The 25021-nt window shown below is 64.1% G+C and carries 25 protein-coding genes; 15 read left to right on the forward strand and 10 right to left on the reverse strand.

What is annotated here, in order from left to right; translation table 11 throughout:
• The first annotated feature begins 344 nt into the window (after positions 1–344).
• Positions 345–1157, forward strand: a complete 813-nt coding sequence (locus tag DW298_RS10570) for a metallophosphoesterase (RefSeq protein ID WP_136042444.1) — start codon at positions 345–347, stop codon at positions 1155–1157.
• 196 nt (positions 1158–1353) lie between these two features.
• Positions 1354–1734, forward strand: coding sequence for a hypothetical protein (locus tag DW298_RS10575; RefSeq protein ID WP_136042445.1), 381 nt, complete (start codon positions 1354–1356; stop codon positions 1732–1734).
• A gap of 63 nt (positions 1735–1797) precedes the next feature.
• Here the strand turns inward: DW298_RS10575 and DW298_RS10580 are convergent, their stop codons facing one another.
• Positions 1798–2469, reverse strand: a complete 672-nt coding sequence (locus DW298_RS10580; RefSeq protein ID WP_240745104.1) for a DUF1508 domain-containing protein — start codon at positions 2467–2469, stop codon at positions 1798–1800.
• A 1262-nt stretch (positions 2470–3731) separates the two neighbouring features.
• Between DW298_RS10580 and DW298_RS10585 the strand changes: the two genes are divergently transcribed.
• Positions 3732–4238 carry a hypothetical protein gene (locus tag DW298_RS10585; RefSeq protein ID WP_136042446.1) on the forward strand — a complete coding sequence of 169 codons (507 nt, stop codon included), beginning with the start codon at positions 3732–3734 and terminating at the stop codon, positions 4236–4238.
• Between the two features lie 55 nt (positions 4239–4293).
• Here DW298_RS10585 and DW298_RS10590 read toward each other — a convergent pair whose 3' ends face one another.
• Positions 4294–4569 (reverse strand): hypothetical protein, encoded by a 276-nt coding sequence (locus DW298_RS10590; RefSeq protein ID WP_136042447.1) that lies wholly within the window; start codon positions 4567–4569, stop codon positions 4294–4296.
• Positions 4570–4653: 84 nt separating this feature from the next.
• Complete coding sequence (locus DW298_RS10595; RefSeq protein WP_136042448.1) at positions 4654–5181, reverse strand: hypothetical protein; 528 nt, start codon at positions 5179–5181, stop codon at positions 4654–4656.
• Between the two features lie 149 nt (positions 5182–5330).
• Here DW298_RS10595 and DW298_RS10600 point away from each other — a divergent pair, with 149 nt between their 5' ends.
• On the forward strand, positions 5331–5669 hold the full coding sequence (locus tag DW298_RS10600) for a hypothetical protein (protein WP_136042449.1): 339 nt from the start codon (positions 5331–5333) through the stop codon (positions 5667–5669).
• A gap of 62 nt (positions 5670–5731) precedes the next feature.
• Here the strand turns inward: DW298_RS10600 and DW298_RS10605 are convergent, their stop codons facing one another.
• Complete coding sequence (locus DW298_RS10605; RefSeq protein WP_136042450.1) at positions 5732–7555, reverse strand: hypothetical protein; 1824 nt, start codon at positions 7553–7555, stop codon at positions 5732–5734.
• A 1302-nt stretch (positions 7556–8857) separates the two neighbouring features.
• On the opposite strand from DW298_RS10605, the gene DW298_RS10610 reads away from it, so the two are divergent.
• Positions 8858–10039, forward strand: a complete 1182-nt coding sequence (locus DW298_RS10610; RefSeq protein WP_205820340.1) for a hypothetical protein — start codon at positions 8858–8860, stop codon at positions 10037–10039.
• A gap of 580 nt (positions 10040–10619) precedes the next feature.
• The gene (locus DW298_RS10615) at positions 10620–12494 is read left to right on the forward strand and encodes an alkyl sulfatase dimerization domain-containing protein (RefSeq protein WP_136042452.1); all 1875 of its coding nucleotides are present in this window, start codon (positions 10620–10622) and stop codon (positions 12492–12494) included.
• A gap of 15 nt (positions 12495–12509) precedes the next feature.
• Here DW298_RS10615 and DW298_RS19735 read toward each other — a convergent pair whose 3' ends face one another.
• Both DW298_RS19735 and DW298_RS10620 read right to left on the reverse strand, forming a co-directional pair.
• Complete coding sequence (locus tag DW298_RS19735; RefSeq protein ID WP_275087545.1) at positions 12510–12638, reverse strand: hypothetical protein; 129 nt, start codon at positions 12636–12638, stop codon at positions 12510–12512.
• A gap of 20 nt (positions 12639–12658) precedes the next feature.
• Positions 12659–13447, reverse strand: coding sequence for a DUF5979 domain-containing protein (locus DW298_RS10620; protein ID WP_168429566.1), 789 nt, complete (start codon positions 13445–13447; stop codon positions 12659–12661).
• Positions 13448–13661: 214 nt separating this feature from the next.
• Here DW298_RS10620 and DW298_RS19335 point away from each other — a divergent pair, with 214 nt between their 5' ends.
• Entirely contained in the window at positions 13662–13820 is a 159-nt protein-coding gene (locus DW298_RS19335) for a hypothetical protein (protein WP_168429567.1), read from the forward strand.
• A gap of 296 nt (positions 13821–14116) precedes the next feature.
• On the opposite strand, the gene DW298_RS10625 is transcribed toward DW298_RS19335, so the two are convergent.
• On the reverse strand, positions 14117–14326 hold the full coding sequence (locus DW298_RS10625; RefSeq protein ID WP_136042454.1) for a hypothetical protein: 210 nt from the start codon (positions 14324–14326) through the stop codon (positions 14117–14119).
• Between the two features lie 271 nt (positions 14327–14597).
• Positions 14598–14765, reverse strand: a complete 168-nt coding sequence (locus DW298_RS19340; protein ID WP_168429568.1) for a hypothetical protein — start codon at positions 14763–14765, stop codon at positions 14598–14600.
• Between the two features lie 461 nt (positions 14766–15226).
• Here DW298_RS19340 and DW298_RS19740 point away from each other — a divergent pair, with 461 nt between their 5' ends.
• The 8 genes from DW298_RS19740 to DW298_RS10660 all read left to right on the forward strand — a co-directional run bounded on the left by DW298_RS19740 (position 15227) and on the right by DW298_RS10660 (position 20535).
• Positions 15227–15355 carry a hypothetical protein gene (locus DW298_RS19740; RefSeq protein ID WP_275087546.1) on the forward strand — a complete coding sequence of 43 codons (129 nt, stop codon included), beginning with the start codon at positions 15227–15229 and terminating at the stop codon, positions 15353–15355.
• Positions 15356–15654: 299 nt separating this feature from the next.
• Positions 15655–15882, forward strand: a complete 228-nt coding sequence (locus DW298_RS10630; protein WP_205820341.1) for a hypothetical protein — start codon at positions 15655–15657, stop codon at positions 15880–15882.
• Positions 15883–16509: 627 nt separating this feature from the next.
• Entirely contained in the window at positions 16510–17037 is a 528-nt protein-coding gene (locus tag DW298_RS10635; protein WP_205820342.1) for an NAD(P)H-dependent oxidoreductase, read from the forward strand.
• 50 nt (positions 17038–17087) lie between these two features.
• A complete protein-coding gene (locus DW298_RS10640; RefSeq protein WP_168429569.1) occupies positions 17088–17897 on the forward strand; it encodes an SDR family NAD(P)-dependent oxidoreductase in 810 nt (269 codons plus the stop codon).
• 453 nt (positions 17898–18350) lie between these two features.
• A complete protein-coding gene (locus DW298_RS10645; protein ID WP_136042458.1) occupies positions 18351–18848 on the forward strand; it encodes a carboxymuconolactone decarboxylase family protein in 498 nt (165 codons plus the stop codon).
• A gap of 99 nt (positions 18849–18947) precedes the next feature.
• On the forward strand, positions 18948–19541 hold the full coding sequence (locus DW298_RS10650) for a sulfite oxidase-like oxidoreductase (protein ID WP_136042459.1): 594 nt from the start codon (positions 18948–18950) through the stop codon (positions 19539–19541).
• On the forward strand, positions 19538–20263 hold the full coding sequence (locus tag DW298_RS10655; RefSeq protein ID WP_136042460.1) for a ferredoxin reductase: 726 nt from the start codon (positions 19538–19540) through the stop codon (positions 20261–20263). Before DW298_RS10650 ends, DW298_RS10655 begins: the two co-directional genes overlap by 4 nt.
• Positions 20263–20535 carry a DUF6510 family protein gene (locus tag DW298_RS10660; protein WP_136042461.1) on the forward strand — a complete coding sequence of 91 codons (273 nt, stop codon included), beginning with the start codon at positions 20263–20265 and terminating at the stop codon, positions 20533–20535. The genes DW298_RS10655 and DW298_RS10660 overlap by 1 nt, the downstream gene beginning before the upstream one ends.
• A gap of 1291 nt (positions 20536–21826) precedes the next feature.
• Here DW298_RS10660 and DW298_RS10665 read toward each other — a convergent pair.
• Positions 21827–23626 carry a SpaA isopeptide-forming pilin-related protein gene (locus DW298_RS10665; protein ID WP_136042462.1) on the reverse strand — a complete coding sequence of 600 codons (1800 nt, stop codon included), beginning with the start codon at positions 23624–23626 and terminating at the stop codon, positions 21827–21829.
• Positions 23627–24112: 486 nt separating this feature from the next.
• Positions 24113–25021 (reverse strand): DUF2254 family protein (locus DW298_RS10670; protein WP_136042463.1); only part of this gene is annotated, 909 nt, incomplete at its 5' end.

The following is a 25021-nucleotide window of genomic DNA, read 5'->3' on the forward strand; positions in this document are numbered from 1 at the left end:
AGATATAGCAGGGGTGCAGCAGGGATCTAGCAGGGGTGCAGCAGGGATCTAGCAGGGGTGCAGCAGGGATCCAGCAGAGATATGACCGGGATACAGCAGAGATCGAGCAGGGACGCAGCGTCGATATCGCAGCCTTGCAACAGGAATAGGCCGCGACTATTCGGTAGCACTAAAGTTGCGAGATAGCATCTTCCGGCGGCTGGTAGCACCTCAGTTGAGAGCATCTAAGGAAGGATTCGAGATTTTCACCAAAGATCTTTCGCCGGTGCGAGAGCATTCGATTCTATTGGCGCCGGTTCCCAGTCAGCGAACAAGCGCACTATCGATTAGGAGAGGGGTATCAAATGAAGAGCCTCGAGTGGACGAGTAACATTGAACACACAGATAGGCGCGTGGCAGTATGCGGAGACTGGCACGGCAACATCGGCTGGGCTCGGATGCTGGCTCGGGCCCTTCCCGCCCTCGCGCCCGATATCACCACGCTTCTACACCTCGGCGACTGGTGGATGCCGCCAGGCCTTGTCGATGAGGCCTTCGCCGAGACTGCCGTCGACCGCATCTACGTCACGCTGGGAAACCACGAGCCGTGGAACGAGATCACTCCACTCCTCGACAAGCACCCCGGAAAGGCGGTACGCATCTCTACGCTCATTTGGCTGCTCCCTCGGCCGGCGCACCTCACCATAGGCGGGCGCTCCGTCTTGTCGCTGGGAGGTGCCTCATCCGTCGACCGCGAGTCCCGACAGGAAGGGCTCACTTGGTGGCCGGACGAGGCGATTACGGAAGACCACGTGGCGGCTGCCATCGCCGGGGGCCCTGCGGACCTGATGCTCACCCACGAGTCCCCAGCCAAGACTCCTGTCCGCGCCGTCCGCGAGATCCTGCGCATGAATCCGCATTGGTTCACGAAGAGCGCGCTGGAGGCGTCCGCGGCGTCTCGCGCCCGGGTCAGCGAGGTCTGGGACGCTGTGCACCCCGAACTGCTCGCGCACGGGCACATGCACGTCGCGGGCGGCGGCAAGACCGAGGACGGCCGTCGAGTGGCGAGCCTCGGACGTGAAGGCCAGGAGTGGAACCTTGGGATCCTTGACATGGAAACGTTGAGGATGGCGACTCCGAGCCTTGCCATCATTCGCGGGAGGGCCGAGCAACCATGACGAACGGTCCCCAGCGCTCGAGAGAGGAACGTCTCAACGGAGTCCTTGAAGCCTTCCACTCTTGCCAGCTCGACGGACTACAGCCGACCCGCGCTGCCGTCCGCGACGGATGGGACTACGTCGAGGGGCGGCGGACCCTCGACGAGATTATCGAGGACGTTGTGCGCCGCCACACCCGCCGCCCAGAGGACCAGCAATGACCGACGAAACGTCGAATCCGTGGGCTGAGATCGTCGGCCCCTGCTACACAGTGGCGAGCATGGCGCGCACGCTCGGATGGACAGAAGCCGAGGTTCTCGCGGCCGGAGAATCATTACGCCTCCTGATGCTGCGCACCTCGGACGACGTCACACTCTTCCCGTCGTTCCAGCTCATCGAGGGGAAGGTGGTAGAGGGGCTGACCGAGGTCCTTCGCGTTCTCGAAACGGGAACCGCTAACCGGTGGACGTGGGCACAGTGGCTGAATACCGAACTGCCTAATGAGGATCCTTCCCGTAACATCCAATACCTCTACGCAGGGCGCCTCGACGAGGCGCTTCGCGATGCCGAGCATGACGCGTGGGCGTGGCGTTCGTGACGCACTCAACCGGAGCGCGCGCGAGGCGTCGGCCGGGCGCTCGAGAGAGGGTGGTGTCCGGAACTACTGCGATGACTCGTTGCCGAGCTCACGCCGAGCCAATTCGAGCGAGTTCAATGCTGCCGCTTTGCTTGAGTGCCCGTCGCTGACGGCCAAGAACTGGCCTGCGGCGCTCTTGAGGCGCCATCGATAGTCCCCGGACGCGTCGCGATACAACTCAAACCGCCCCTTCGGCCCTGGCGCGACTCGACTAAGCTCGGCCGCGACCGCCGGGTTCCTGACATCCGCAAGGATCGCCGCGCGAAGCTGCGCCGCTGGCGCCTCCGCCACGCCGGTGAGGGATGACAAGATACTCACCGCCGTCGCTCGGTCTTCGTCGGTGACCCACCGCTCACGCGCTAAGGCTTCGATAAGTTTGAGGCCGCTCGCTGCTTCCTTGAGGTCTGAGCTGAAGGCGAGAGTGTGCGCGTGCTCGAATCGGCGCGACCACTCCTGACGAGCATCCGTGGCCTTCTGGGTGCGCCTGGTCAGTACGAAGCTGACGACGGACCAGATCAGTCCCACTCCTGCCACGCCGGCCGCGATGATCGCGGCGAGGAGTGTCGCGCCGGAGTCCGTCATGCCCACACGATAGCGCGCACCGACCGTGTCGAGAGTCGGATTCCGTCCGCATGATCCGTAGTCGTAGCTGCGGTGCACATGCCAGCCGTCCTCACCCTTGAAGACGCCGAACACCAGTGAGTTGCCTGGGGTGCCTTGAGAAAGGCCAAAGCATCTGCTCTGTGCAGGTGCCCCTCCAATTCTCATGCTTGACAGGATCTAGCCCGCCGCTCGTCATCTGGAACCGGTGAGCGAGCGCCAGCGGCCTTTGCGGAACTGGATACCTGTTCGAAGTATCCAGCCCGGCCACAGAGATCGACCCCGGGGCGAGTCCGAGACCAGGTGGCGTCACGCACGCTCCGTTCGACTCGGGTACGAATGCAGGACGAGGCTCTTACCACCACTCGTGCTCAGGCGATTGACGCTCGTCGAGGTCAAGAAAATGATGAACCGCAACTGGCCCGCAAGGCCCAATCGAAACTGTCACCTATTCGTGGAGGACCCCGCTCCCGCCGAGAGCTGAAAGTGAGGCAGGACCGTGATCTACGCTCTGCTCGTCCAGGCGATCACGCAGTGCCCCGATGCCACGCCGAGATGCGCACGCGGTGGAAGCGGCGCGCTCTCCACGACCGCCGACGCGCACTAGAAGACGCCGTGTCTCATTTCGAGCGGACCGGCCAACAGATAGTCGACCTTGCGAAGGCGGTGGCGTCCCAGGATGCGATTCGCACGCTTCCGATGACAGCACCGCAGCGCGCAGACTTAAAGACGCGCTCCGCACGCGCACAGATACGTCGCGGGAGCAAGAGCTTCTGACGGCGACGCGGAAGGAATCGGAGCTCTTGCGCGACCGTCATCGCCGGGTTCGTAACGCTGTGAATCACGGACTACCACTAGCTCCGACCACCCTGTCCAGTGTGCGCGAGTACCCCACATCCACATCACAGGTAGCCCTCAACCTTGCCCTGGCGTGGTTCATCGGCGATGAGTCCGGCGCTGCGCTCCTTGCGCAGGAGCATGCCAACTGGTTGGACCGTCTCGCCCTGGTCGCCAATGGCGAGAACTGGACGACGCGGCTCCCTGAGCAAGGGCAGGTGGCCCAATATGTCGTTTCAGCCTGTGAGATCCTTCGATCTCACTTCCTGTGGTGCCGAACCAGGATTCCTTGGAGCGCCGCGCGAGCGTGTCCGAGAACGGCGGCCGGCTGCTGAGCTGAGTCATGGTGCATCCATGCGCGGTCGTGCCGTGTCGGTGTGCAACATACTGATGACATGGTGCGGACGGGCAAGCGATCAGGGGCGCTGCGGTCGATCTTGGAGGCCGCGGGACTCCGGTTCCGACAGCGGGGCGGGTCACTGCGGATGGCTGACCTGCGCGCTCCGGCGAGGGGCGAAGTGTTGAATATCCACACGATGCTCGGCGGGATCTCGCCCAGCCCATTGCTCCGTCCTGGTAACTGGGACTTGCAGACGCTCGACGGTCTCGCAATAGAGCTGGATGAGGAGTTCCACTTCACCCGCTACCGTGCGTCCACGCTCCGACGCCCGATGCTCGAGAGCCTCCCGTGGGCCACGACGCACCTGGCGCACTGCGCGGCCTACGAGTCTGCAGCAGCCCGTGGCGGAGGGCGCTGGACGAGCCCGCCGTCAGAGAAGATGTTCGGCCCGTCAGACGCCGTGGGAGTGTTCGACCCACGGGGCAGCGCCCGAGGCAAACAGCGTGCGCTCTACGACGCGATGAAAGACATCGCGGCGGCCAACGGTGCGACGCATCTCGCCCGCATCTCGATCTACGACACGGTGGACGGTACCGCGCTCGGCGACGTCCTCTACGGCAAGCGGACTGTGCCACCGGCTGCCGTGCGTGAGGCTATCGAGGCGCGGGTACATCAGCCGCGGGGGTGACTCCTGCGGCCAGCACACGTCAACTCGCCGTCGCCGGCAAGGAGGGGCGATGAGCCTACGTCTGTCGTCCTGCGTTGTGGCCGTAGCGCTCCTCGAACTTCCGGACGTCGCGTCGATACCTGAACCAGAGCACAACGCCACAGACCGTGAGTGCAATGGCGCCTACGGTCAAGATCCAGTCCAGGACATCAGTGACATCGAGGAAGACAACCCGAAGAACAGTGAATGCTCCCCAGCCCAACACCAAAATCAGCGCGGCGATCCGCGAACGCCCAAGCGCATGGCGCTGCTGAATCAGCGACGGAGACGGCTCAGCATCGGGCTCACTCATGCGCAGAGCCTAGCCCCGCGCCTCGTCCTCCGCACTGTCGAGTGCCCGCTGCCGACGCCGGAGGTCTCGCACGAGAGGAACGCTCTAGCCTGCGGTGAGGCTCACGCTTGCTTCTGAGATCCAGCCAGTCACGTCGGCCCACGCCAGCCCGGTGTGCAGGTCCAGAGCGAGACCACGAGTGTCGTTGTAGAGGCGAAGGGCGCCGTCGGTCACGTCCAGCGTGAGCCGGTGTCCGTCGAGATCCAGTGTGTGCACGCGCGAGCGATACCGAACGACACTGACGCCGGCATCAGCAAGCTTCTCTGGCAGCCCCCGCTCAAGGACGTGTCGCTCGCCCATCGGTGCCGGACCGCCGGCGAGCATCGGGAGGAACACCTCGTCGAACTCGGCGAGGACGTCAGCCCACGGGCGCGTGTGCTGTGACGACTGCGGGAGGAACGGTTCCCACTCCACGGTCGGCAGCCGCCAACGCCCTCCCTGCATGCAGACGACGAGGTAGTGGCGGGGGATCAAGAACTGCTCGGCGTGGTCTGCGCCACCCCACGTGAACAGCGACACGTCGATCCCGCGCTGCTCGTCGCGCCCGCTGATGAAGCCGGGTTCGTCGAACACGGTCAGTCCCCGGTCTCGCAGCAGATCTTCGAGTCACTTCTTGGTGGTCATGCTGTCAGCTACGCGCTCGGCGAGGGCACACCGATGAAGGTGCCATCTGCGTCGCGGCGCCAGTGTCTGCCGGTCGCCATGCCCCCTATGATCCAGGTGTGGAGATCATCAGTGGGGACCTACCGGCGAAGAAGGGCTACATGCTCACGAACAAGCGGTTGGTGGCACCCGGGTTCAGTTTGAAGAAGTGGCACATCAACAAAAAGACGGTCGAGTCGGTTGAGCTGCTATCGGACAGATTCCTCAACAGCGTCACAGCGACAGGTGCCCTCTTCGGTATCGGCCAGACGCTGGCCGACTTGACTATCCCCGGCGCTGGCATCGGCAAGGGACAGCAGACGACCCTGTTCAAGATCACGTTCACCGACGGGATGACGGCAACATGCCACGGCACAGCCCAGGAGTTCAAGACGCTCCTGAAGTGGAGCAACAAGTAGCGGCCTAGTCGCGTCACCTCAGTCGAGTTGAAGCGAGTGGAGACCTGGCCGCTGGGGCGCTGTTAGCCTCCGGTGCGAGTGACTTCGAATACCTCATACAGTCGCGGAAGATCGGACTCCGTCAGCACCAGAAGTCTGATGCCATGCTTGGCCGCGAGTTCTGCTTTGCGGGCCATCTTGGCGGCGTACTCGACCTGGCTCATCATGCCCGCAGCTTCCACGAACGTCCCGTCAGGCAAACGCCAATCTGCACGCGAACCATTCGCGTTGAGCTCGGCGTCGTACGGGTAGATGGGTTCCGTCTCATGAGGTATTCCCTTTGCCCAGAGGTAGTCATCAATGATCCGTTCGAACGCTGACCGGCACTCGTGGCCATCGGCTGCCACGCTGATATAACCGCGCGAAGGACGCCATCCTTCGCCGAGGACTCCAGCCCTCGCCAGCCACTTCACCCATCCGCCCTCTGACCCTGTTGGTAGCACCTGTCGGAGAAGGATGGCCGTGATCGGTTCGACGGTCCCGTCGGCGAAAAGCCCGGGCACCATTGACGCCGAGATGACGCGACCGGCGTATCTGACGACTTCGCTGACGGCGGAGGTTGCCCCGGCTTCGAGGACAGCAGCGTTCGTCTGGTCCAGCGCCTCGCCCCACGTGCGCACGCACAGGTGGCAGACCTTCGCTGTTCTCAGCTGAGCGACGTGGCCAGCCGCCAACTTCGATGGCGTGAAAGGGCGGCCACAGAGCGCACAGTCCTGAGGAATCAGGGAGGTCGGCACGAGCCAATCCAGATCTTTCACCATGGTGACGACAGCGGCGACCGCCGCTCCGAACCGGTCCTCCTCCACCCCGGACATGTCGGTACGTACCCACTCGGGCTTCTTGTCGTTGTGCCCGAGCAGCCAGACACCATGCAGTTGTTCTCTGGCCCCTTCGGTCTTCAACCTTCCCCACCACTCCGGATGCTCGTCATGCAGGGACAGCGCCGTAAGCGCAGGTGCGTGAGAGGGCGACAGTGCCATCGCGCTGTCCCAGTGTTCTCGCCAGTCGCCGGGCATGCTGACGACTCTCCGCGATGCAACGGCTCGCAGCTTGGCGAGGTTACTCCGGCCCAGCACACCATGCTGGTAGGACCAGAATCCTTCGGTCTCTGAATATTCAAGAGGGGTGTCCATCACGATGAAAGGATCCTTCACCGGTACCGCGAAGATCTCGTTCACCGCACGCGCGACGTCCTCGGGAACACGAGCCGCAGCTTCTGGCATGAGTGAGCGGGTGATGGAGTCACCACGTTCTGCGTCAGGGCCGAATGCGGGCCCGTCGTGGATCTGACTCCAGCCCCACAGTTCGTGTTGCCATTCGAGCTTGTCTCGCAGTTTGATGGGCAATGCAGCCGGTTCGGTGGTAGCGGGCTTGAGACCCATGAGAGCGAGCGCTCGCCTGACGTGCGGGACCAGCACTCCGGACACTACGCACAGGCTTCTGTTGTCGAGGTCGTAGAGGGCGACGCGAGGTGAGTTCCGTGGACTCGGGAACCGCAGTTCAAAGACGAGGACGTTACCCCAGGCGCCGATGACGTTGGCGGTCAGCCGAAGCAATCCGTCACCGGGCGCGCACTCCTCCAACGGTGGAAGCACGTCGAACCCAGCCAAGGTCAATGCATCTGCGGCCACCTGACGATCCTCTTCCCGCTCGACAGTCAGTAGTCGATGCGAGATGAGGTATGAACCGATCTTCTTCCGGTCCCGACGCACGAGCATTGTCGGTAGCCGCGACTGCGGGCTACCTTGCACGGTGACCGAACCATCGACGGCTCCGGGCGAGTACGGGACAGTGAACTCCGGGATCAGCCCACACATTGCGGAGTCCCGAGTAGCGGCCGTCGACATGCGTTCAGTATTGCGGAGCCGGACGACATTGGCGGGTGCCGCCCAGTGCGCGCCAGGTCACGACTCCCGCTGCGGTACTGGTCCGCGGCCCGCGTCCGGCGACAGCCGTCGGCGAGCGAGGCGAGCCTCTGCCGCGCGACAGCGCTCCGGGTCCGAGCAGCAAGGTCAGACGAGCGGTCGGTAGCCGAATGCGAGGACGCGCAGCGCAGCCGAGCCCATAGTAAGAGAGGTCACTCCCTCCCTTCTCCCTGCCCTCTCTTCCCCGTGCTCGCTTCGCTCGCAGTGTCGTTCGGTTGCTCGCCGTCGGTCGTTCGCTAAGTCACCGCTGCAGAGCGCCGCGGCGACGGCATACGCGCGGGCGGACTACAACGTTCCCACGCACGCTTGGCGCTGCAGGACCGTGAGCGGGCGGTAGGCGTGCGGGCCAGGCGCACGATCTGGAGCACGATGGCCAGTGAGGTTCAGTGCGGATCGCGTTGAAGCAAGACGAGGACATGAACAGCTCACCCCGAGGGCTGGTCCCGTCCTTTTGTGAGTTCGGAGCGGGGCTCGGCGTGATGCGAACGCGTCGGAGCAGGCGGACCCTGTGCTCGGTTAGCTCCCACGCAGATCGAAGGCTCAGCAGGGGGCTGCCGGTAGAGCTCCGGGCAGCGGCATGAGCCCAACGATCAGAAGAGCTAACCGGAACGAACCCGTGACGATGAGAGTCGGGTTGCCTCAGCCACGACGGGAGAACGGGCCGAGGAACTACGCGCGCTGCGTGACTCTTAGAAGGCCAAGCTCAGACGCGGATAGAGCGAGAGTAGCGCGCGCAGACGATACACAGGCTGAGAGGGTGAGTGGGTGATGTGCGCCGGCGGACCGCGCATGGGAGATAAGCGCACGAAAGAATCAGTCGTGGGCGACCTAGAATCGACGCTTTGCGCGACGTCGCGCATAGAGACCTCACTAGGCAATTGCGATCCTCGACTCGGTCGAGGATCGCACACACTCAGAGGAACTTATGCTCGACTTCATCTCCTTCCCAAATCCTTTCCGAGATCGCGTCGGACCAAACCGGGCCTCCGAAGTAGGTGGCAGCTCATGACTCATGCCGAGCGACGAGACCGGAGGACGGTGGAGACGTTGGCGCTGGCGCAAATGCCGTCGCGAACGCCACTGCATCCGAGGCGCGCAGCGTTGCGCACGGACCCATTCTGGTCGAGTGTATGGCGCACCGGATCGACCGGCGACTGGTACTCCGCGGACGACTTCCGCGCGCTTGCCGCAGCGGACCTTTCGGCCGCCCCTTCGTGGCTGACGATGACCGAGGAGGACGCGCAGTCGAGGGTCCTTGCTCCCCGAAACCGCGAGAAGGTCTACCGCACAATCGCTGCACTGGATCAGTGGCGCACGATGACAGTCGAGCAGCTAGAAGCCCTCACCGATATGAAGAAGTTCGCGGCCGGCGAATGCTCGATTCTGTCAGCAATGTGGAACGCCGGTCTCGTCGAACTCTGCCAGATGGGCGCGCTGTTTCTACCTGGAGAGCGTCTCCGCGATGGTCTACTCGTTCGGCCAACCAAGCCCAGTGCTCTGCTGCGCGAGCTCGAGAGCCAGATGTCCTACGCCGAGTGGGTTTCAACGACGGCCGGCGCGCCGTTCGATGCCGACCGACAGTTCGCCCGTCACAACGTCATCGCGACCGAATTCGGCCTGCGAATGGCAGAGTTCGGCAACGTCGGCATGGTGCTCGGCGAGAAGCTCAGCAGCATGGCGCGCCTCGCGTACGACGGTCTCCGCGACCCTGTTCCGACCACGGGAGCGTCTGGCGGTTCCGACCTCACGCTCGTGCGAACGGACGGTCTTAGGATCGCGGTCGAGGTCACCGCGTCAGTCCACAGTGGATGGTTCTACGACAAGGTCGAGCGTCTCGTCCGTATCCTTCACCGACGCTCTCTCGCACACACTGGGTTGTGCGTTCTGTTCGTGGTTGCACCTCGACGCGAGACGGCGTCGCAGGCACCGCGCGAGGTACTGAGAAAGGTGAAGCAGGACATCCAGAAGGCTGTCCGCGCGTATCCCGGCACACGCACCGACCCCACCGCCGCGCGCATCGGAATCGCGAGCTGGGTGGATCTGTTTCCCGACGCGGAGACCGCGTGCGCGAATCTTCGGATGCTGCCGGTCGAGCGCCCCACAGGCCGTGACTACCTCGGTGATCCGGATGACGAGAACGTATGGGAGTGGGCACACTACCTCGACGCCGCATCCGTGCCGTTCGCGCCGCAAAATGCAGAGATGATGACTGCCGTCATGGACAACGCCGCAGGTCTCCGGGGAGTCCCTCACGCCGTTCGTACGAGTAGCAACCGTCCGTCGCTCATCGATCTGTGCATGGCACGAACCGGGTTCGACATCGCCGGCCAGGCGGACGGCACGAAGAGCCTCGTTCGTCGTGGCGCCGTGGGGGCGCCTAAGCTCCCCGCGCGGCTGGTGTATTAGTGTGCTCGACATAGTCGGTGCGAGTGTCATCAGGCGCTCCTCGCCGAGGCGGAAAGCGCGGTTAATTTCGAGAAGGGCTTAAGCGTTACCGCGGAGCCTTTGAAGCGAGCTCTCACCTACCCAGCCCCACAATTTTACTGCCTGGCCGTTCACAGACGTCAAGACCAGGTATCGCATCGAGAGCAGCCCGATCTCACTTCAATGTCTGGCCCATCACCGATGAAGACCAGTTATCCGCACTATCGGCGCCAAGCCCCATTCTCCGGAGTCGAGAGCGAATCGGCCGGGATTGCTCACGTTTGGTGAGTCTACTGAATGCGACACTCGTCGGCACTCACACTCGGTCGATTGATGCCCGTTGAGCTCGAGACCATGGTCAACCAGAACTTGGGCCTCGCGGCCTAACCAAAACTGTCACCTCTCCGCAAAGCAGACGCACTAAAAACTCCCCGCCCCCGATACGCGAAGCCGGCCACCTCACCCGTGCCGGACGAACACATGGTTGTGATCACAGTGGGCCGCTGCGAGGCTGAGACAAACGACTACCCGCGATGCAGCGGACGCGACTCGGGAGGCGACGATGGTGCACAACGAAGCGACGACGGCGATCAAGCGGCAGCAGGAGGCACTGAAGGCGACACTGCCGTTCACTGATACGCGGGACTTCGAAGCCGCTGACCGGGGGTTCCTCGGAACCCTCAGCCCCGCGGTCGTGCACGACGAGGACGGCAACGTCGTCTGGGACGCGAACAGCTACGACTTCATCACCGGCGACGCCCCCGACACCGTCAACCCGAGCCTCTGGCGCCAGTCGACCCTCGTCGCCAAGCACGGCCTGTTCGAGGTCCTCGAAGGCGTCTACCAAGTGCGCGGGTTCGACCTGTCGAACGTGAGCTTCATCGAGTCCGACACCGGCGTGATCGTGATCGACCCGCTCATCTCCAAGGAGACCGCCGAAGCAGCCCTCAGCCTGTACAGGCAGCACCGTGGTGAGCGTCCGGTGGTCGCCGTCATCTTCACGCACAGCCACATCGACCACTTCGGCGGCATCTTCGGCATCGTCTCCAAGGACGACGTCGAGTCCGGCCGTGTCGAGATCATCGCGCCGGAGGGCACCGTCGCCGAAGCCGTGGCCGAGAACGTGTACGCGGGTACCGCGATGGGCAGGCGGGCCGGATACATGTACGGTGCCGCGCTCGAGCGCAGTGCGAAGGGAGCGCTCGGGGCGGGGCTCGGGCAGACGACATCGACCGGTCACGCCGGCATCATCCCACCGACCATCGAGATCGCCGCGACCGGAGAGACCCACACCATCGACGGCCTCGAGATCGAGTTCCAGATGGCGCCGGGCACCGAGGCTCCGGCCGAGATGCACTTCCTGTTCCCGAAGTACCGGGCCCTGTGCATGGCCGAGAACGCCACCCACACCCTGCACAACCTGCTGACTCTGCGTGGCGCGCTCGTGCGCGATCCCCATGTCTGGTCGCGGTACCTGACCGAGGCCATCGAACGCTACGGCGACCAGGCCGATGTCGTCTTCACCTCCCACCACTGGCCGACCTGGGGCAACGCCGAGATCCTCGAGTTCCTCGGCCTCCAGCGAGACCTTTACTCCTATCTGCACGATCAGACCCTGCGGATGACGAACCAGGGCATGACCGGCGCCGAGATCGCCGAAGAGATCCAGCTGCCCCCGATCCTGGAGAACTCCTGGCACGCCCGCGGCTACTACGGCAGCGTCAGCCACAACGTCAAGGCGATCTACCAGCGGTACATGGGCTGGTTCGACGGCAACCCCGCCCGCCTCTGGCCACACCCGCCCCAGGCACTCGGAGAGCGCTACGTCGCACTCGCCGGCGGCATCGACCGCATCGTCGAAGCCGCGCAGACCGCCTACGACGACGGCGACTTCCGATGGGCGGCGACACTCCTCGACCACGCGATCTTCACCGAACCGGAGAACACCGCGGTGCGCGAGCTCTACGCGGCGACACTCGAGCAGCTGGCGTACGGTGCCGAGAACGGCACCTGGCGGAACTTCTACATGTCCGGTGCGACCGAGCTGCGCAGCGGCAACTTCGGCACTCCGACCACGACGAATGCGCCCGAGATCGTGGCGCAGCTCACGGCGGAGCAGCTGTTCGACTCGGTTGCGATCTCCGTCGACGGTCCCCGTGCCTGGGATCTCGAAGTCGCGCTCGACTTCACGCTGACGGACGAGGATCGGAACTTCCGGGTCACGCTCAGAAACGGCGTGCTCGTCTACGTCGAAAAGCCCGCGGACTCTTCCACCGCCCAGGCATCGCTGTCTCTGACGAAGCCGCGGCTGCTCGCGCTGGTCGCAGGCGACACCGACAGCCCGGGCGTGGAGATGACCGGGGACAGCTCAGCCTTCGGCACTCTCACTTCGGTGCTCACCGCCGGCGACCCGGGGTTCGACATCGTCACACCCTGACGCCAGAGGACAGCTCTACCGATCAGCGTCGAGCGAGATCAAGTACTCCGCGTTGCCGCGCATCGCCTGCTTGTACCTGTCGAGCTCCCCGGCGTGGACGTGATCAGCCAGCAGGGCGAGCAGAGTTCCGAGTGCCCTGTTCACTTCACCAGCTTCATGCAGCGTCAGCGCCTCGAACGCGCCCAGAGCAACGTCGTCGGGGAACTCTTCGCGAGCCCGACGGAACACCTCCGCGGACTCCCCGTGGCGGGGAGAGGCGCGATGAACGTGTTCGTGAAGACGATGCCGGTGGTCTGATCCGCGATCGTGACGGTGGCGGATGCGCCAGGCGATTCCTGACCGTCCACGGTCACCGTGGTCGCGGCCGCTCCGCCGGTGTCTGTCTCGGTGATCACGCAGTCGCTGCCGGAGGGCACTCCCTCGATCTGCGCCGTCGATCGGCTCGGTCCTCCGATCTCATATGTCGAGTCGTGGACGACCAGGCCGGGATCCGGGTGGGACGCATCGATGAGCACGCACGTCACCTGCACCGGGAAGAGCCGTGAGATGCCGTCTGCGCCCGACCCGTCGACGATCTTCGCGATGCGGAGGTCACCGGTGGTGAACACGTTGGTGATCGCCACAGACGTCTGGTCCGGCGATTCCATATCCGGGAGCGGTTCGAGCTCCGCCGTGTTTCCCGTGATGATCTCTCCCGTCTGACCTCCCTCCGTGACGACGAGGGTCGTGTACTCAGCGTCCGCGGATTCCGTCTCGGAGACCGCGCACTCGGCGCCCTGGGGAAGTTCAGTCCAGGTCACCGTCCCTCCGTCGGCGATCGTTCGGGTCATGGGCTCCAGCGCCTGCACCTGCTGCTCGTTCCAGACGCATTCGAGAGTCACTTCGAAGGGCCCGTACGCGACGGGTTCGCCGTTCGCCGCGACTGCCCCTCCGTTATCGACGGTTTTTGACACCGAGATCTGCGCGTCTTCAAGAGCTCGGACCGCCAAACAATCGGGCTCTCACTGCCGAGATCGCCGCACGTGACAGCACACACGCATCCTGAGGCGGACGATAGCCGCTGACGGGAAAGAGCCTGCGGTGCAGGTCGCGAACGCGACCACGTGATCATGCGGGGCGACCGACTGCACCGCAGGCCATCGGCAGCCACTGGGAGGAACCGCTGATATGCCCCCCTCTCCCGGTGCGTCGGGCGCGGTCACTGCCACCGGTGTGACCGACGCTGTGGCGAACGGCGGCGCGATCGCCACCGCGACCCCCGACACCGGCACCGGCACCGGCACCGGCACCGGCACCGACCAGGCAGCCGTCTTGTCCGCGGTCTAACGGGACATCCCCGTAGGCGGTGCCGTATTCGAAGGTGACCTGCCGGTCGCCTTGTCACCCTTCGTTGGATCCCCCTGTGCAAGTCTGTAGTCCAGATCAGACGACGATGGCCTCGTCCTTGTCGCCTTGAGTGCCTTTCAAGAAATCGCAACCGTCCGCGTAAGGAACCCGGGATACCGGCGTCTCTCCGATTGAAAACGTGAGGTGTCCGCTGCCGGATCCGTCACGCATCACTCCGCACGGAGGTGGAAGAACGGATCGTGCTCCCCAGCACGTCCCTTCATTATTTTCAGACCTCAGCTCTCCGGCGACCCGTCGAACTCAACCTCAGAAAAGTCGTCCTCGCCGGTCGCGATGCGCGCCGCACGCCGCTCCAGAAGGTTCGCCGAAACCAGATGCATGTCTGGCTCCACGCCGTCCTCGGCCAGCCGACGGAACTCCGCTGCGGCGTTCTGGAGAGTCGCCACTTTCTTCGCCCTCGTCTCACGGTCCACATCAACCTCCATGTTTTGCCCGCCGGCCGAGGCTGCTCCGGGAGGCAGCTGCTGCGGCAGGAGATGTCCAGTGGTCGGGACCCGCCCGCTGGGGAAGCTGGTCGGGGTCCCGACCCGCTACGACCACCTAGGACTACGGCCGCAACTTCGAGGCACTGGGGATGCCCCGCGCTTCCACCGTACGAACGGGCCACAGGACCGACAAGAGGTTGTAATCTCCCTCCTGCTCCGGTAACGAAGCCGCTCGGCCACCACCTACCACGGGGCTCCTGCGCCGCCGGGCTCAGTCGCCTGAGCCTTCGCGCCGGCGCCGCAATGGCGAGGCTGGAGCCGGATGCTTCTGCTCGTACTCCTCGCGGCTGCGTAGAGATGTTTGCCCCAAAGGCTTGTTTCGGTCCAAAGCCTTCTGGCCATCAGCGATCAGTTTCGCGAACTGCTCGTCGAGAGTCATGGCTACCCCTTCTGTCCCTGAGAATCAAATGATCGTCATTCGAGAGACGTCCTGGTCCGCGCCACGCTACGCCACCTTCCTGGACGATTCGAGACCACCTCGGGTAGCTACGTATACGCACGACCTCACGGCCGAATCTCTGTGTGACGACGATTTTCGCGCCGATGAGACGTCGGGTTATCCCCGTCTCGCTGGGCATACCCGAGGCCCAGGGGCGCGTCTCTATCCCCTCCCCGGAGAGACTCCCCCTCATGTTGCGGTAGAGCCGCCGCGCGATGAGCGCTGGCCCTGTGCCCGGCACAGCGAAGGAGCTGATTTCATGGACGACACGATCCCAGCGCCTCCGCTGGCCGTGGCTCTCTCCACCGCACCCGCCGACAACATCGTTTTCCCTTGCGATACATCGGCGTACTCGAGACCGTCGCGGCCGCGGTCTTCGCGATCGCGTCCTGATCTCCCCCATGCGGAGCAAGAAGCACGTCGCCGTCGGAGGCTATTCCGCAGCCCTTGCGGCGGCACTGGTGCTCGCTCTGGGCCTCGGCTTCTGGTGGTGCTTGCCGCGTCTGCTCTCGTCCTTCCTGGCTTCCTAGCCCTGCGGACCCTCGTGCGGCGCACTTTCCCGGAGTTCGTGCTCGACCCCTGACGTACGTATGTATGCGTATATCTCTTGACTATGTAGGTCGGGATGATGGGAAACACACCAGCGTCGTCTCCCCAGTCGGCGCCGGTCGCCTGCGGTGTGGATGATCACTCCCAATGACCAGCCGGTCGCCATTGTGCGACTCGCACCGCAGGCTATTCATGGGCGAGGGAAACCATCAATCGCGCACCCTGAGCCACGCCGCAGGGACGTCAAGGAGGTCGTGAGATGGGCACGGGCAGGAAGCGCATGAGGCTTATACGGGAGCGGCTTCAGCTCCGATTACACTGGCTCGTCGCGGGCGCTGTTCTCGCCGTCATCGTGCTCATCGGACTGCTGATAGTCGGCGTGACTATGGAATCAGCACCCATCACGTTCATGGCCGGCGGCGGCATCGCCGCCGCCGGACTCGCATGGGGCATCGGCTACGCGACCATTACACTGCAACGCCTCCGGCTGACGAGAATCGTCGAGTGACGGCGCCGACCCTGACCCGTCGATCCCGGTCCGAAACCGCATGCTGACACGACGCCGAGAGATCGGGCGACCAGATGACAGACCAGCGTGAGTGGCTGATGCACCCCATCGGATCACATACCTCGGCACCTCCGGCATCGGCGATCCTATGGCGGAATCACGAACCTCACAAATCCCCTACATGGCTGGTCTTTCCGACGGTCTACGCCGCATGCGCCGGCCGCCGGAAAGACAACCCCGAGGATGCTCCCGCTCCAGACTCCCTCGCGCGCAGGCGCCCCGAAGAAACGCGAGCCGACGCATGAACGACCCTGGCAGTGCTTTGATGGGCCAAGCCTGGTCCCAGAGGAAAGCACGGATTCTCCGCGACGCCGCAGAGATTTTTCGCACGGGGGCAGCGGACACACGAGATCCCGATCTGCACCTCAGCACCGCATTCCAGCTCGAACAACGTGCCGTCCGGATTCTTGCCGGCGAGCCCGACCCACCGCCTGGCCCTGGGAATTTCAACGCCCCTGATGCCCGACCTCAGCGGTGAGATTGTCGACGTGGCGATCGCTCAGAGCCGTAGTGCTGGCCCTTCGTTCAGAAACCTATTGGGAAACGGAGACTCTCATGTCAAGGACAATGATCATCGTCGGAAGTGTTCGACCAGGCCGCATCGGACTCCCGATTGCTCGCTGGGTGCAGGAGCGAGCGAACGCGGCCGGGCTTGACGTCGATTTCGCTGATCTTGCAGAGATTAACCTGCCGTTTCTCGACGAACCGTCCGTGCCCGAGCTGAACCTCCCGCAGGAGAAAAATCACACTCGCGCATGGAGCGAGCGTGTCAAAGCCGCGTCGGCCATCATCTTGATCAGTCCGGAGTACAACCACGGATACTCGCCTGCGCTAAAGAACGCACTCGACTACCTTTTCACCGAATGGCAACGCAAGCCCGTCGCGATCGTCAGCTATGGCGGACTCAGTGGAGGAACGCGCGCAGCGAGCGCGCTTGAATCAGTGCTTGCGTTCTTGGGGGTGATCCGCACGCTGGAGAATGCGGCCATCCCGCATGCCGGACAGCGCGTGATCGATGGTCGCTTCGAAGCGACCGAAAGAGATGAGAAGCAGCTCGCGCCTGTCATTGCGGAATTGGTCGCAGGCCTGGCCTGAGCACGTCGCGTCTACGTTTGATGCACTCAACACAAGTGAGGAAGAAGGCCATGAAGACACCTGACATCACTGAGCTGTCGCTCGCGGAGATGATCGATTTTCGTGAGAAGGTCGCCGTTATCACCGGCGCTGCGAACGGCATTGGCCTCGCGTGCGCCCGCCGATTCGCCGAAGCAGGCGCAACTGTCGTACTGCTCGACATAGATGAATCCGGGCTCGTCATGGCAGCACAGGAGCTGCGCGACCGCTTCGCCACCACCGTCGAATCGCATCGTCTGGACATGGCGGATTCGGACGCAGTCAAAAGTACGATGGCTACGATCACCGCGCAGACCGGACGCATCGACGTCTGGGTCAACAACGCGGGTATCTTCCCGATCATCGACACGCTGGACCTCACGGATGAGGAATACGACCGTCTGCACGCGCTCAACCAGCGAGGGATGTTCCTCGCAGCGCGCACCGTCGCTCAGCAGATGGTCGATGCCGGGCGCCCCGGAGTGATCGTCAACATGGTCTCGGTGTCCGGGCTGGTAGCCGCGACGAACTCCGCGCACTACGTCGCGGCAAAGCATGCCATCGTCGGCGCGACCAAGGCTTTTGCGCGCGACCTCGCGCCGCACGGTATCAGAGTTCTCGCCATCGCCCCGACCCTCATCGAGACACCTGGCGTCCGCACCGGACTCGCCGGAAGCGAAGAAGGCCGCGCAGCGCTCGACGCCTACCTGACCCGCATCCCACTGGGACGAGCGGGCGTCGCAGACGAGGTGGCTCGGGTCGCGGTGTTCGCCGCATCCGGACTCGCTGGTTTCATGACGGGCACGACCCTCGTCGTTGACGGCGGTGAGCTCGTCCTCTGAACCGCACCCCCAAGAGGCGGGATGTTGCTCGGATGACCCCCCAATCATCGCTCGGCGAAGGCCCGGGGGCGTGTCCATTCGGCGGTGCGCTGGCACCTCCGCCCTTTATGTTGAACGGCATCCACTTCTTGCGCACGCCAACCGGGGAACTCATCGAAATCATCGCGATACGCAACGGAAACGACGCGATCCCACAGATCGCACCCGAACCTCCTGTCCATCACTCCCTAAATACGCCGTCGCAGGAACTGCGGAGCGGCCGAACCTGCCATGGCCGAGCATCTGCGCACCGCTCAGGAGCGGCCGGCCACACGTACCCGCGGGTAGGAGATCGCGGTCTAAGTGATATTCACGGCTCTTCCGGGTGCATTTCCGTCGCATGCGTGATGGACTCATGGTTTCGGGCATGGGCGCCCGCCCGCTTCCCTGCCGGCCCGAAGCGAAGGATGAATCATGGACTCCGAGATCACCGCCCGGCATTTCGAGGGGATCGAGTTCGTCGACACCCGCATCGATCACAACGAGACGGACTTCGATTCGATCCCCCGCGCGATGGCGGCGGCATATGGAACTCCCGCCGGAGCAGACCTGCCTCTCGATCCTCAGCTCGGTGAGCTCGTCCGGCTCCTCATGGCCGTGAACAGCAGGTGCGCGTACTGCACGATCCTCCACGCGCAAGAGGCGCGACGCCTCGACATCCCGCCGGTGAAGGTGGACGTCATCTCGGCCTGGCGTGAATCATCGCACTTCACCGCTGCCGAGACCGCGGCTTTCGCCTACGCGGAAGCGCTCTCCGGCCAACGTCGGGGAGATATCCAGCCCGCGCACGACGATCTTCGCCGGCACTTCGACAATGCCGCCATCGAGGCGCTCACTATGGTGATCATCAACATGGATGTCTGGACCCGGCTGTTCCTCGCACGCGGGCACACGCCACGGAGTACCGTCTGACCTGATGAGCTTCATTTCCGGCCCGGCGCGCACCGCCGATGGCGGCGCACTCGATCTCTGAAGCAACCGATTCCCGCCGTCAACGACAGGAGAAACATCATGGCCGTGATATCCCGAGGTTTCGGTGCTCGACGCAGGGAGAGCAACCCGGAACTGCCGCCAGGGCAATACCTCACCGAGGACTTCCCCGTGCTGTCCGCAGGGCCGACGCCGAACATCCACATGTCGGAATGGAGCTTCGGCATCCGCAACGAGGTCGGCGAGGTCGTCTCCTGGACGTGGGATCAACTGCACGAGCTGCCCATCGAAGACGTGCACACCGACATCCACTGCGTGACGCGATGGTCGAAGCTCGGCACCTCCTGGCGCGGAGTCTCGCTCGACACGCTCTTCGAACGGGTCGACACCGCCGCCTCCTTCGCGATGGCGCATTCCTACGGCGGATACACGACGAACATCGCCCTCGATGATCTTCTTGGCGGGCAGTCATGGATCGCGTTTGAGTTCGAGGGCGAGCCGCTCGACCCGGAGCACGGTGGCCCCGCTCGGCTGATCGTGCCGCACCTGTACTTCTGGAAGAGCGCCAAGTGGCTCAGAGCATTCACGCTGATGGAGGAGGACGCCCCCGGTTTCTGGGAGCAGAACGGCTACAACATGCACGGCGACCCGTGGACGGAGGAACGCTATTGGTGACGGTCGGCGGCTGGCGCGAAGCACGGGTGACGGGCGCACACGCCGAGACGGATTCGGCCCGCACGATCCGACTCGACGTGCCGGGCTGGGCCGGGAGCGACCCGGGACAGCACGTCGACGTCCGGCTCACGGCCGAAGACGGCTACCAGGCGGTCCGCTCCTACTCGCTCGCCTCCTTCGGGGACAGCGAGACGATAGAACTCGCGGTCGACGAGATCCCCGACGGCGAGGTCTCCCCTTATCTGGTCAGGGACGTCCGCGTCGGTGACGAGCTCGAGGTGAAAGGTCCCTTGGGGAGATTCTTCGTCTGGCGTCCGGAGACACCCGGTCCCGTACAGCTCATCGCGGGCGGTTCCGGCATCGTGCCCCTGATGTCGATGGTGCGGGCGGCGCAGTCCACCGGGGCGACCGACGCGGTGAAGTTGCTGTACTCGGTGCGCACTCCGCACGAGGCCCTCTACCGCAGCGAACTCGCTACCGCCCCCGCAGGCGCGGCAGCGGATGTGCGATGGGTGTTCACCCGTTCCGCTCCCCAAGGATGGGCGGGTACCGTCGGACGCGTCACCGAAGGGGTGCTCCGGGATGCCACCTGGCCACCTGAGCGCACCCCGCTGGTGTTCGTGTGCGGGCCCACCGGGTTCGTCGAGCACGTGGCCGACCTGCTGGTCGGTATCGGGCACGCGCCGGAACGTGTGCGCACCGAACGATTCGGAGGAAAGTGATGGATGCCGCCACCCCCGCACAGACCGTCGACGGGAACGCGATCGCGGGGATGCTCTGGGACCTCTTCGGCGCCGACGTCACCGCACTGGTCGGCACCTGCGGTGGATGCGGCTCCCTCGCGGTCTTCGCCGAGGCCGTGGTCGAGCTGGACCACCACGCCGCCATCGTGCGCTGCCGCACCTGCACCCGCACACTCTTCACCGTGCTGCAGTCCCCCGACGGCACATCGTTGCGCATCGGACTGCTGCACACGGTCCGCTCCTCCGACTAGAACGGGAAAGCCTATCCTGACGGCTGCACATCATGAGGCAGTGTTCCACGCGTCTGCGAACGCGCGACCGACCGGCGCGTCACCGAGATCGCTGATGTCGAGGGTGCGTGCTGTTCGCGTGCAGAAGGAGTCTATGGACCAGGTGATGCAGAGTCTTGTCATCGACCCCGGATACCGCCTTGAGAGTTGCGGCAGCGTCCGTGATGACCTTGCACGAAGGGGGCGGAATCGAAATAAGGCTCGAGCGATGTTCCGGGGGCTCGCGCGCACCGCCGAGAGGTCGTCCATGCCACAAGCGCGGAAACGGCCCCAGTGCCGGCGTGCAGGTCGCTACCAGAGGACGCCAGTCGCAACAATGTGAGGTCCGCCCTGGCCGACTGCGATCGTGACGGGGAGGCAGGCGGGAGCGGGGCTGCTAGGGACAGCACCCGCGAGGTGCTCGGCAGCAGTAATCAATGTTGCGGTGAGGGTAGGACCGGTCATCTGTCCACACGAATTCGAGACTCTCGCGCGCACCCTCATCCATGGTCCCGACGATCTCCGTGCCTGCTCACCATGAGCGCCCGGCGACAGCGTCACCGGATTGCTCTGGAAGAACAGGTCGACGTGTTCCGTGTCGAGCATCTCCGTGACCATCGTTCATGCGGGAACGATGTCGCCCTCTTGGGCGAGGCTGACGCTGACCACTGCCTCCTCACCCGGAACGCTGTTACTGGAAAATTCTGCGCTGAGAATTTGTACGCACTAAGGGCGTCGACTGTCCATGCTCCCAGCGGTCCCGACACTTCCACGGCGCTGCCCCCATCGTCGGGAGAATGCAGCGTGATCGACGGCGCCCCGTCCTTCACAGCAACGATGGCTGGCGCATCCGAGATCAGACCAGAGGTCTCTGATGTGGAAGTCGCGATGAGGGTAACGTGATCGAGGTCGTGCTGGTATCCGGTTGAGATGAGTGTCCCGGAGCACACACGCGTGAATCCGCACGGAGCGCGAGGCGGTGCGGCTCGACGCGCTGCTGCCGCAGCGTGAAGCACCTGCTCAGTTACTTGACCACGAAACTGCCGTCGACGGGGCGAAGCCAGCACCGTCGACGGGGTGGGGCCTCAAGGACGGCCCGTGCCTGGTCTAAACGCCATGGAGCTCCATGCGGACCCATTGCATCGCCGGGTTCAGCGTGTCGCGAGACGGTCTGATAGATCAGCAAGCTGTGCTCGATCTGCGCCTGGCGTGCCGGCTGACAATATGCCAGCCGGCACGCATTGTGGGCCTTTCCGCGGTGGTAGGGGCGGTCCTACCGAGTCTCCGCCTCGGAGGCAGGCGCCGTTGATGTGCGGCGTCGTCTGCTCCACGCGTACAGGACTGTTCCCACGGTCAGAAGCAGCGCGGCGGCTATCGCTCCGAGAGGCGTGATCTCTGCACCTGTAACAGCCAGGCGGGACGAGTCCGTGCCCGCATCGGATCCAGCCGGCGGGCTCTGCGGTGCTCCCGGCTCAGCCGGCGTCGGATTCTGCGGGACCAGCGGGGTGAGAGGCGTGTTGATGACCGCTCCCAAGGAGATGGCGAGGTGAGTGGCATCGACCGTTCCGACCGACGTCTCGTCCGACCGCCGGAAGCCCGCAGGAGCTTCGGTCTCGATCAGTTCGTACTCACCGAATGCAAGGTCGTTGACCATGAGCGCCCCGGTCATCGGATCGGTGTCGTTCTCACCGTTGTCGGTCACGTTCACAGTCCCGCCGGGGCCGGTCAGCGCCCACTCAGAACCGGACAGCAGGTCACCGTCGGGGTCTGTCTTCGTCCAAGAGATGGACCCGAGAATCACGGGAACGTCGTTGGCGACGTTGGTGAGGACCAGGTCGACGCTATCGGTCGTGGGAGTGACTTCGTAGGTTCCGTCCGCTCCGGGAACGACGCCCGCCCCGGTCAGCGTCCACGCACCCCATTCGAGGCCATCTATGGCGGGAACGTCGATCTCTTCAATCACGAAGGTCGAGCCCAGGGGCGCACGGTCGCTCCGAATCGACTGATTCGCGTGCAGGGTCACGGTCGTCGGTCCCGCGGTCGAGCCCTTGACGCTATATCGCACGGTGAACTCGGCGTCCTCGGCGAGCGGGGCCTGCGGACCGGTGACGGCTTTGGTGAGCGTGAACCGGGTGAAGCGGTCGCCCGTGCCGGTGCCACCGCCGCCGGACTCCTGCGTGTAGGTGGCCCGGACCTCGACGGATTGGACGGTGGCGTTATTGCCGAACACGTCACCGTCCAGCACGATGCCATCCGGGTCCGTCGAGTAGTTGAAGAAGTAGACGACGCCAGGGCCCTGTTCCAGTCCCTGCCCCGTCGCCGTGAATGATTTCAGGTCCTCGCTGAACGTCACGTTCAGGTGCGAGGCATCGACATCGGTCGCTTCTCCCGCGTAGGTCCCGTCGGCAGCCACCGCGCGCTGCTGCAGCCATGCGTCTCCGGTGTAGTGATGATTCTCCTGGTTGGGGTCAAGCGCGTCGTTCACGGTGAAAGCCCCGCCCTGAAGGTAGGTTCCGGGAATCGCGACCAACCAGTTCATCCGTCCATCCACGACATTCGGTCCACCGACCTTGAATGGCGTGTCGAAGGCGATGGTTCCCTCGCCGGTGATTCCGCCTTGCCCAGGGAGGTCCACGGCGATGATCTGGTCACCGACCTCGAAGTTCACCGTCTCTTCCGTCGTCGACTGCAGCACCTGCCCGCGCATCCAGAAAGACCCGGAGATGTCATCGATTCCGATGACGTCGGCCGTGAGCGTGCAGACGACATCAGGGGCCGCGCCGTCGCTGACCACGCAGTTTGCCATGACGACACCCGACACCGGATCCGTGATGTCGAACTGCCCGATGTCGTAGCGACCGAACTCCACAGGAAGCGCCATGCCAAACGTCTCCCCCGGCTGTGCGGTATCGGGCACCGCCCACTCCGCGCTGATGCGCACTGATTCGGAAGAATTCAGCGCTGAGTCGCTGCCGTCGAACTTGTCGAGCTGGATACTCGAAATCGCGTCAGGGTAGGTGACCGTCGGCGCTGCCTGCGCGGACTGAGCCAGACCGAGAATGCTGGCGGCCATCATCAGAATGGACAGTAGTACCGCGATAGGGCGGCGGCGGTGCGGTGCCTGTGCAGATATATTCATTGTTCCGTTTCGAATAGACGGTGAGGCGCTACTTCCTCACCGGGGCGCGTCAAGGCGCACTCGGAAGTGGGTAGGAACATCCCGCGGGTTTCGGGTCTGGATGTCTGTTACTGATGAGACCGACGCGTGCATCTTTCATTACGCGAAACGCGAAAGCCGTCTGCCCGAAGACTATGGCGGGACGAGGGTCCCGCACCGTACGTACATACGTATCCCCGCGTACCGCGGGTCCTGGATCTAGCGGCAGCGCACAAAGCGAGACCATGTTGACACGTCGACGGCAGAGTGGTCGCCTAGGTTGCATGCCGTTGACGAGCCGAGTGTTCGTCCACCAATCCGCGGCCGGTCCTGCCGCGCGCCATCACCCGTCCGGAACGGTGCAGGGACTGCGGACGGGCCGGCGAAGGTCGTGATGGTGGGTCAATCCCAGATTGTGCGACGCACTTCGCCGAGTTCTTTTCGTTCTTCGTCTGAAAGCGTGTGGCGTGTGTAGTTGTGAGCCCGGTCTGCTGCGCTCGCGAAGAGGTGCGCATGTTGAGGTGCGGCGGCAGCGAGTGAGGCAAGACACTTCTGCAGCCGGATCTGCACTTCAATGATGCCGGCGCCGTCACGGGCGATAGGACGAAACGCATCAGTGATGAGGTCGGTGAGCGCGACGGGTCGAATCCAGAGGTGTGGGTACGTCACGGCGTGATCTGGGGCAGTTGTGAGCGCTTTGGACAGCACTCGTTGCAGGACGCTGAGAATCTCGATCGCGGTGCCCGCGTCATTGGTCGAGGGAGATAGAGCGCGGCTGCCTATTTCGGCGAGAGCGATCATGCCGAGGCGAGGATCTTGTTCGTATGTGCGGTGCGCTTCGATGCGGAAAGCGCGAACGACCGCGTCCCGTGTTTCTTCATCGGGGCTGTTCCGTCCTCGGATGACGGCGAGTGGTGCCACGGTGTCGGAATACTGGCCAGCCAGAGCGAGCACCTGGATCTCACCGCCGAGTCGGGAAGCGATCTGTTCGAGACCTGCGACATCGACGAAAGTGACGTATCCCGATTCTTGTGACGGGATGGGCTCGCCTACAACGTCGAGAGAGTCGACTGTCTGGGCGCCGAGGGAGGGCGAAGCTGCGTAGGTGGTGAGTGTTTTCGATGCCGCTGCTTCGACTCGATCGATGATGTCGGCCATCCGACCGAAGGTCGAGAGGTGCGCGATCCACCGCAGTAGCGTGACCACGATGAGTGCGATCATGATCAGTGTGCCGAGGAACAGGATCGTTCGTCCTTGGTCGTCGTAGTATCCGCTCGACAGGGCGATGATGCCCACGAGTGAGAATGTGAA

This window comes from Microbacterium sp. A20, assembly GCF_004794515.1.
Taxonomy (GTDB): domain Bacteria; phylum Actinomycetota; class Actinomycetes; order Actinomycetales; family Microbacteriaceae; genus Microbacterium.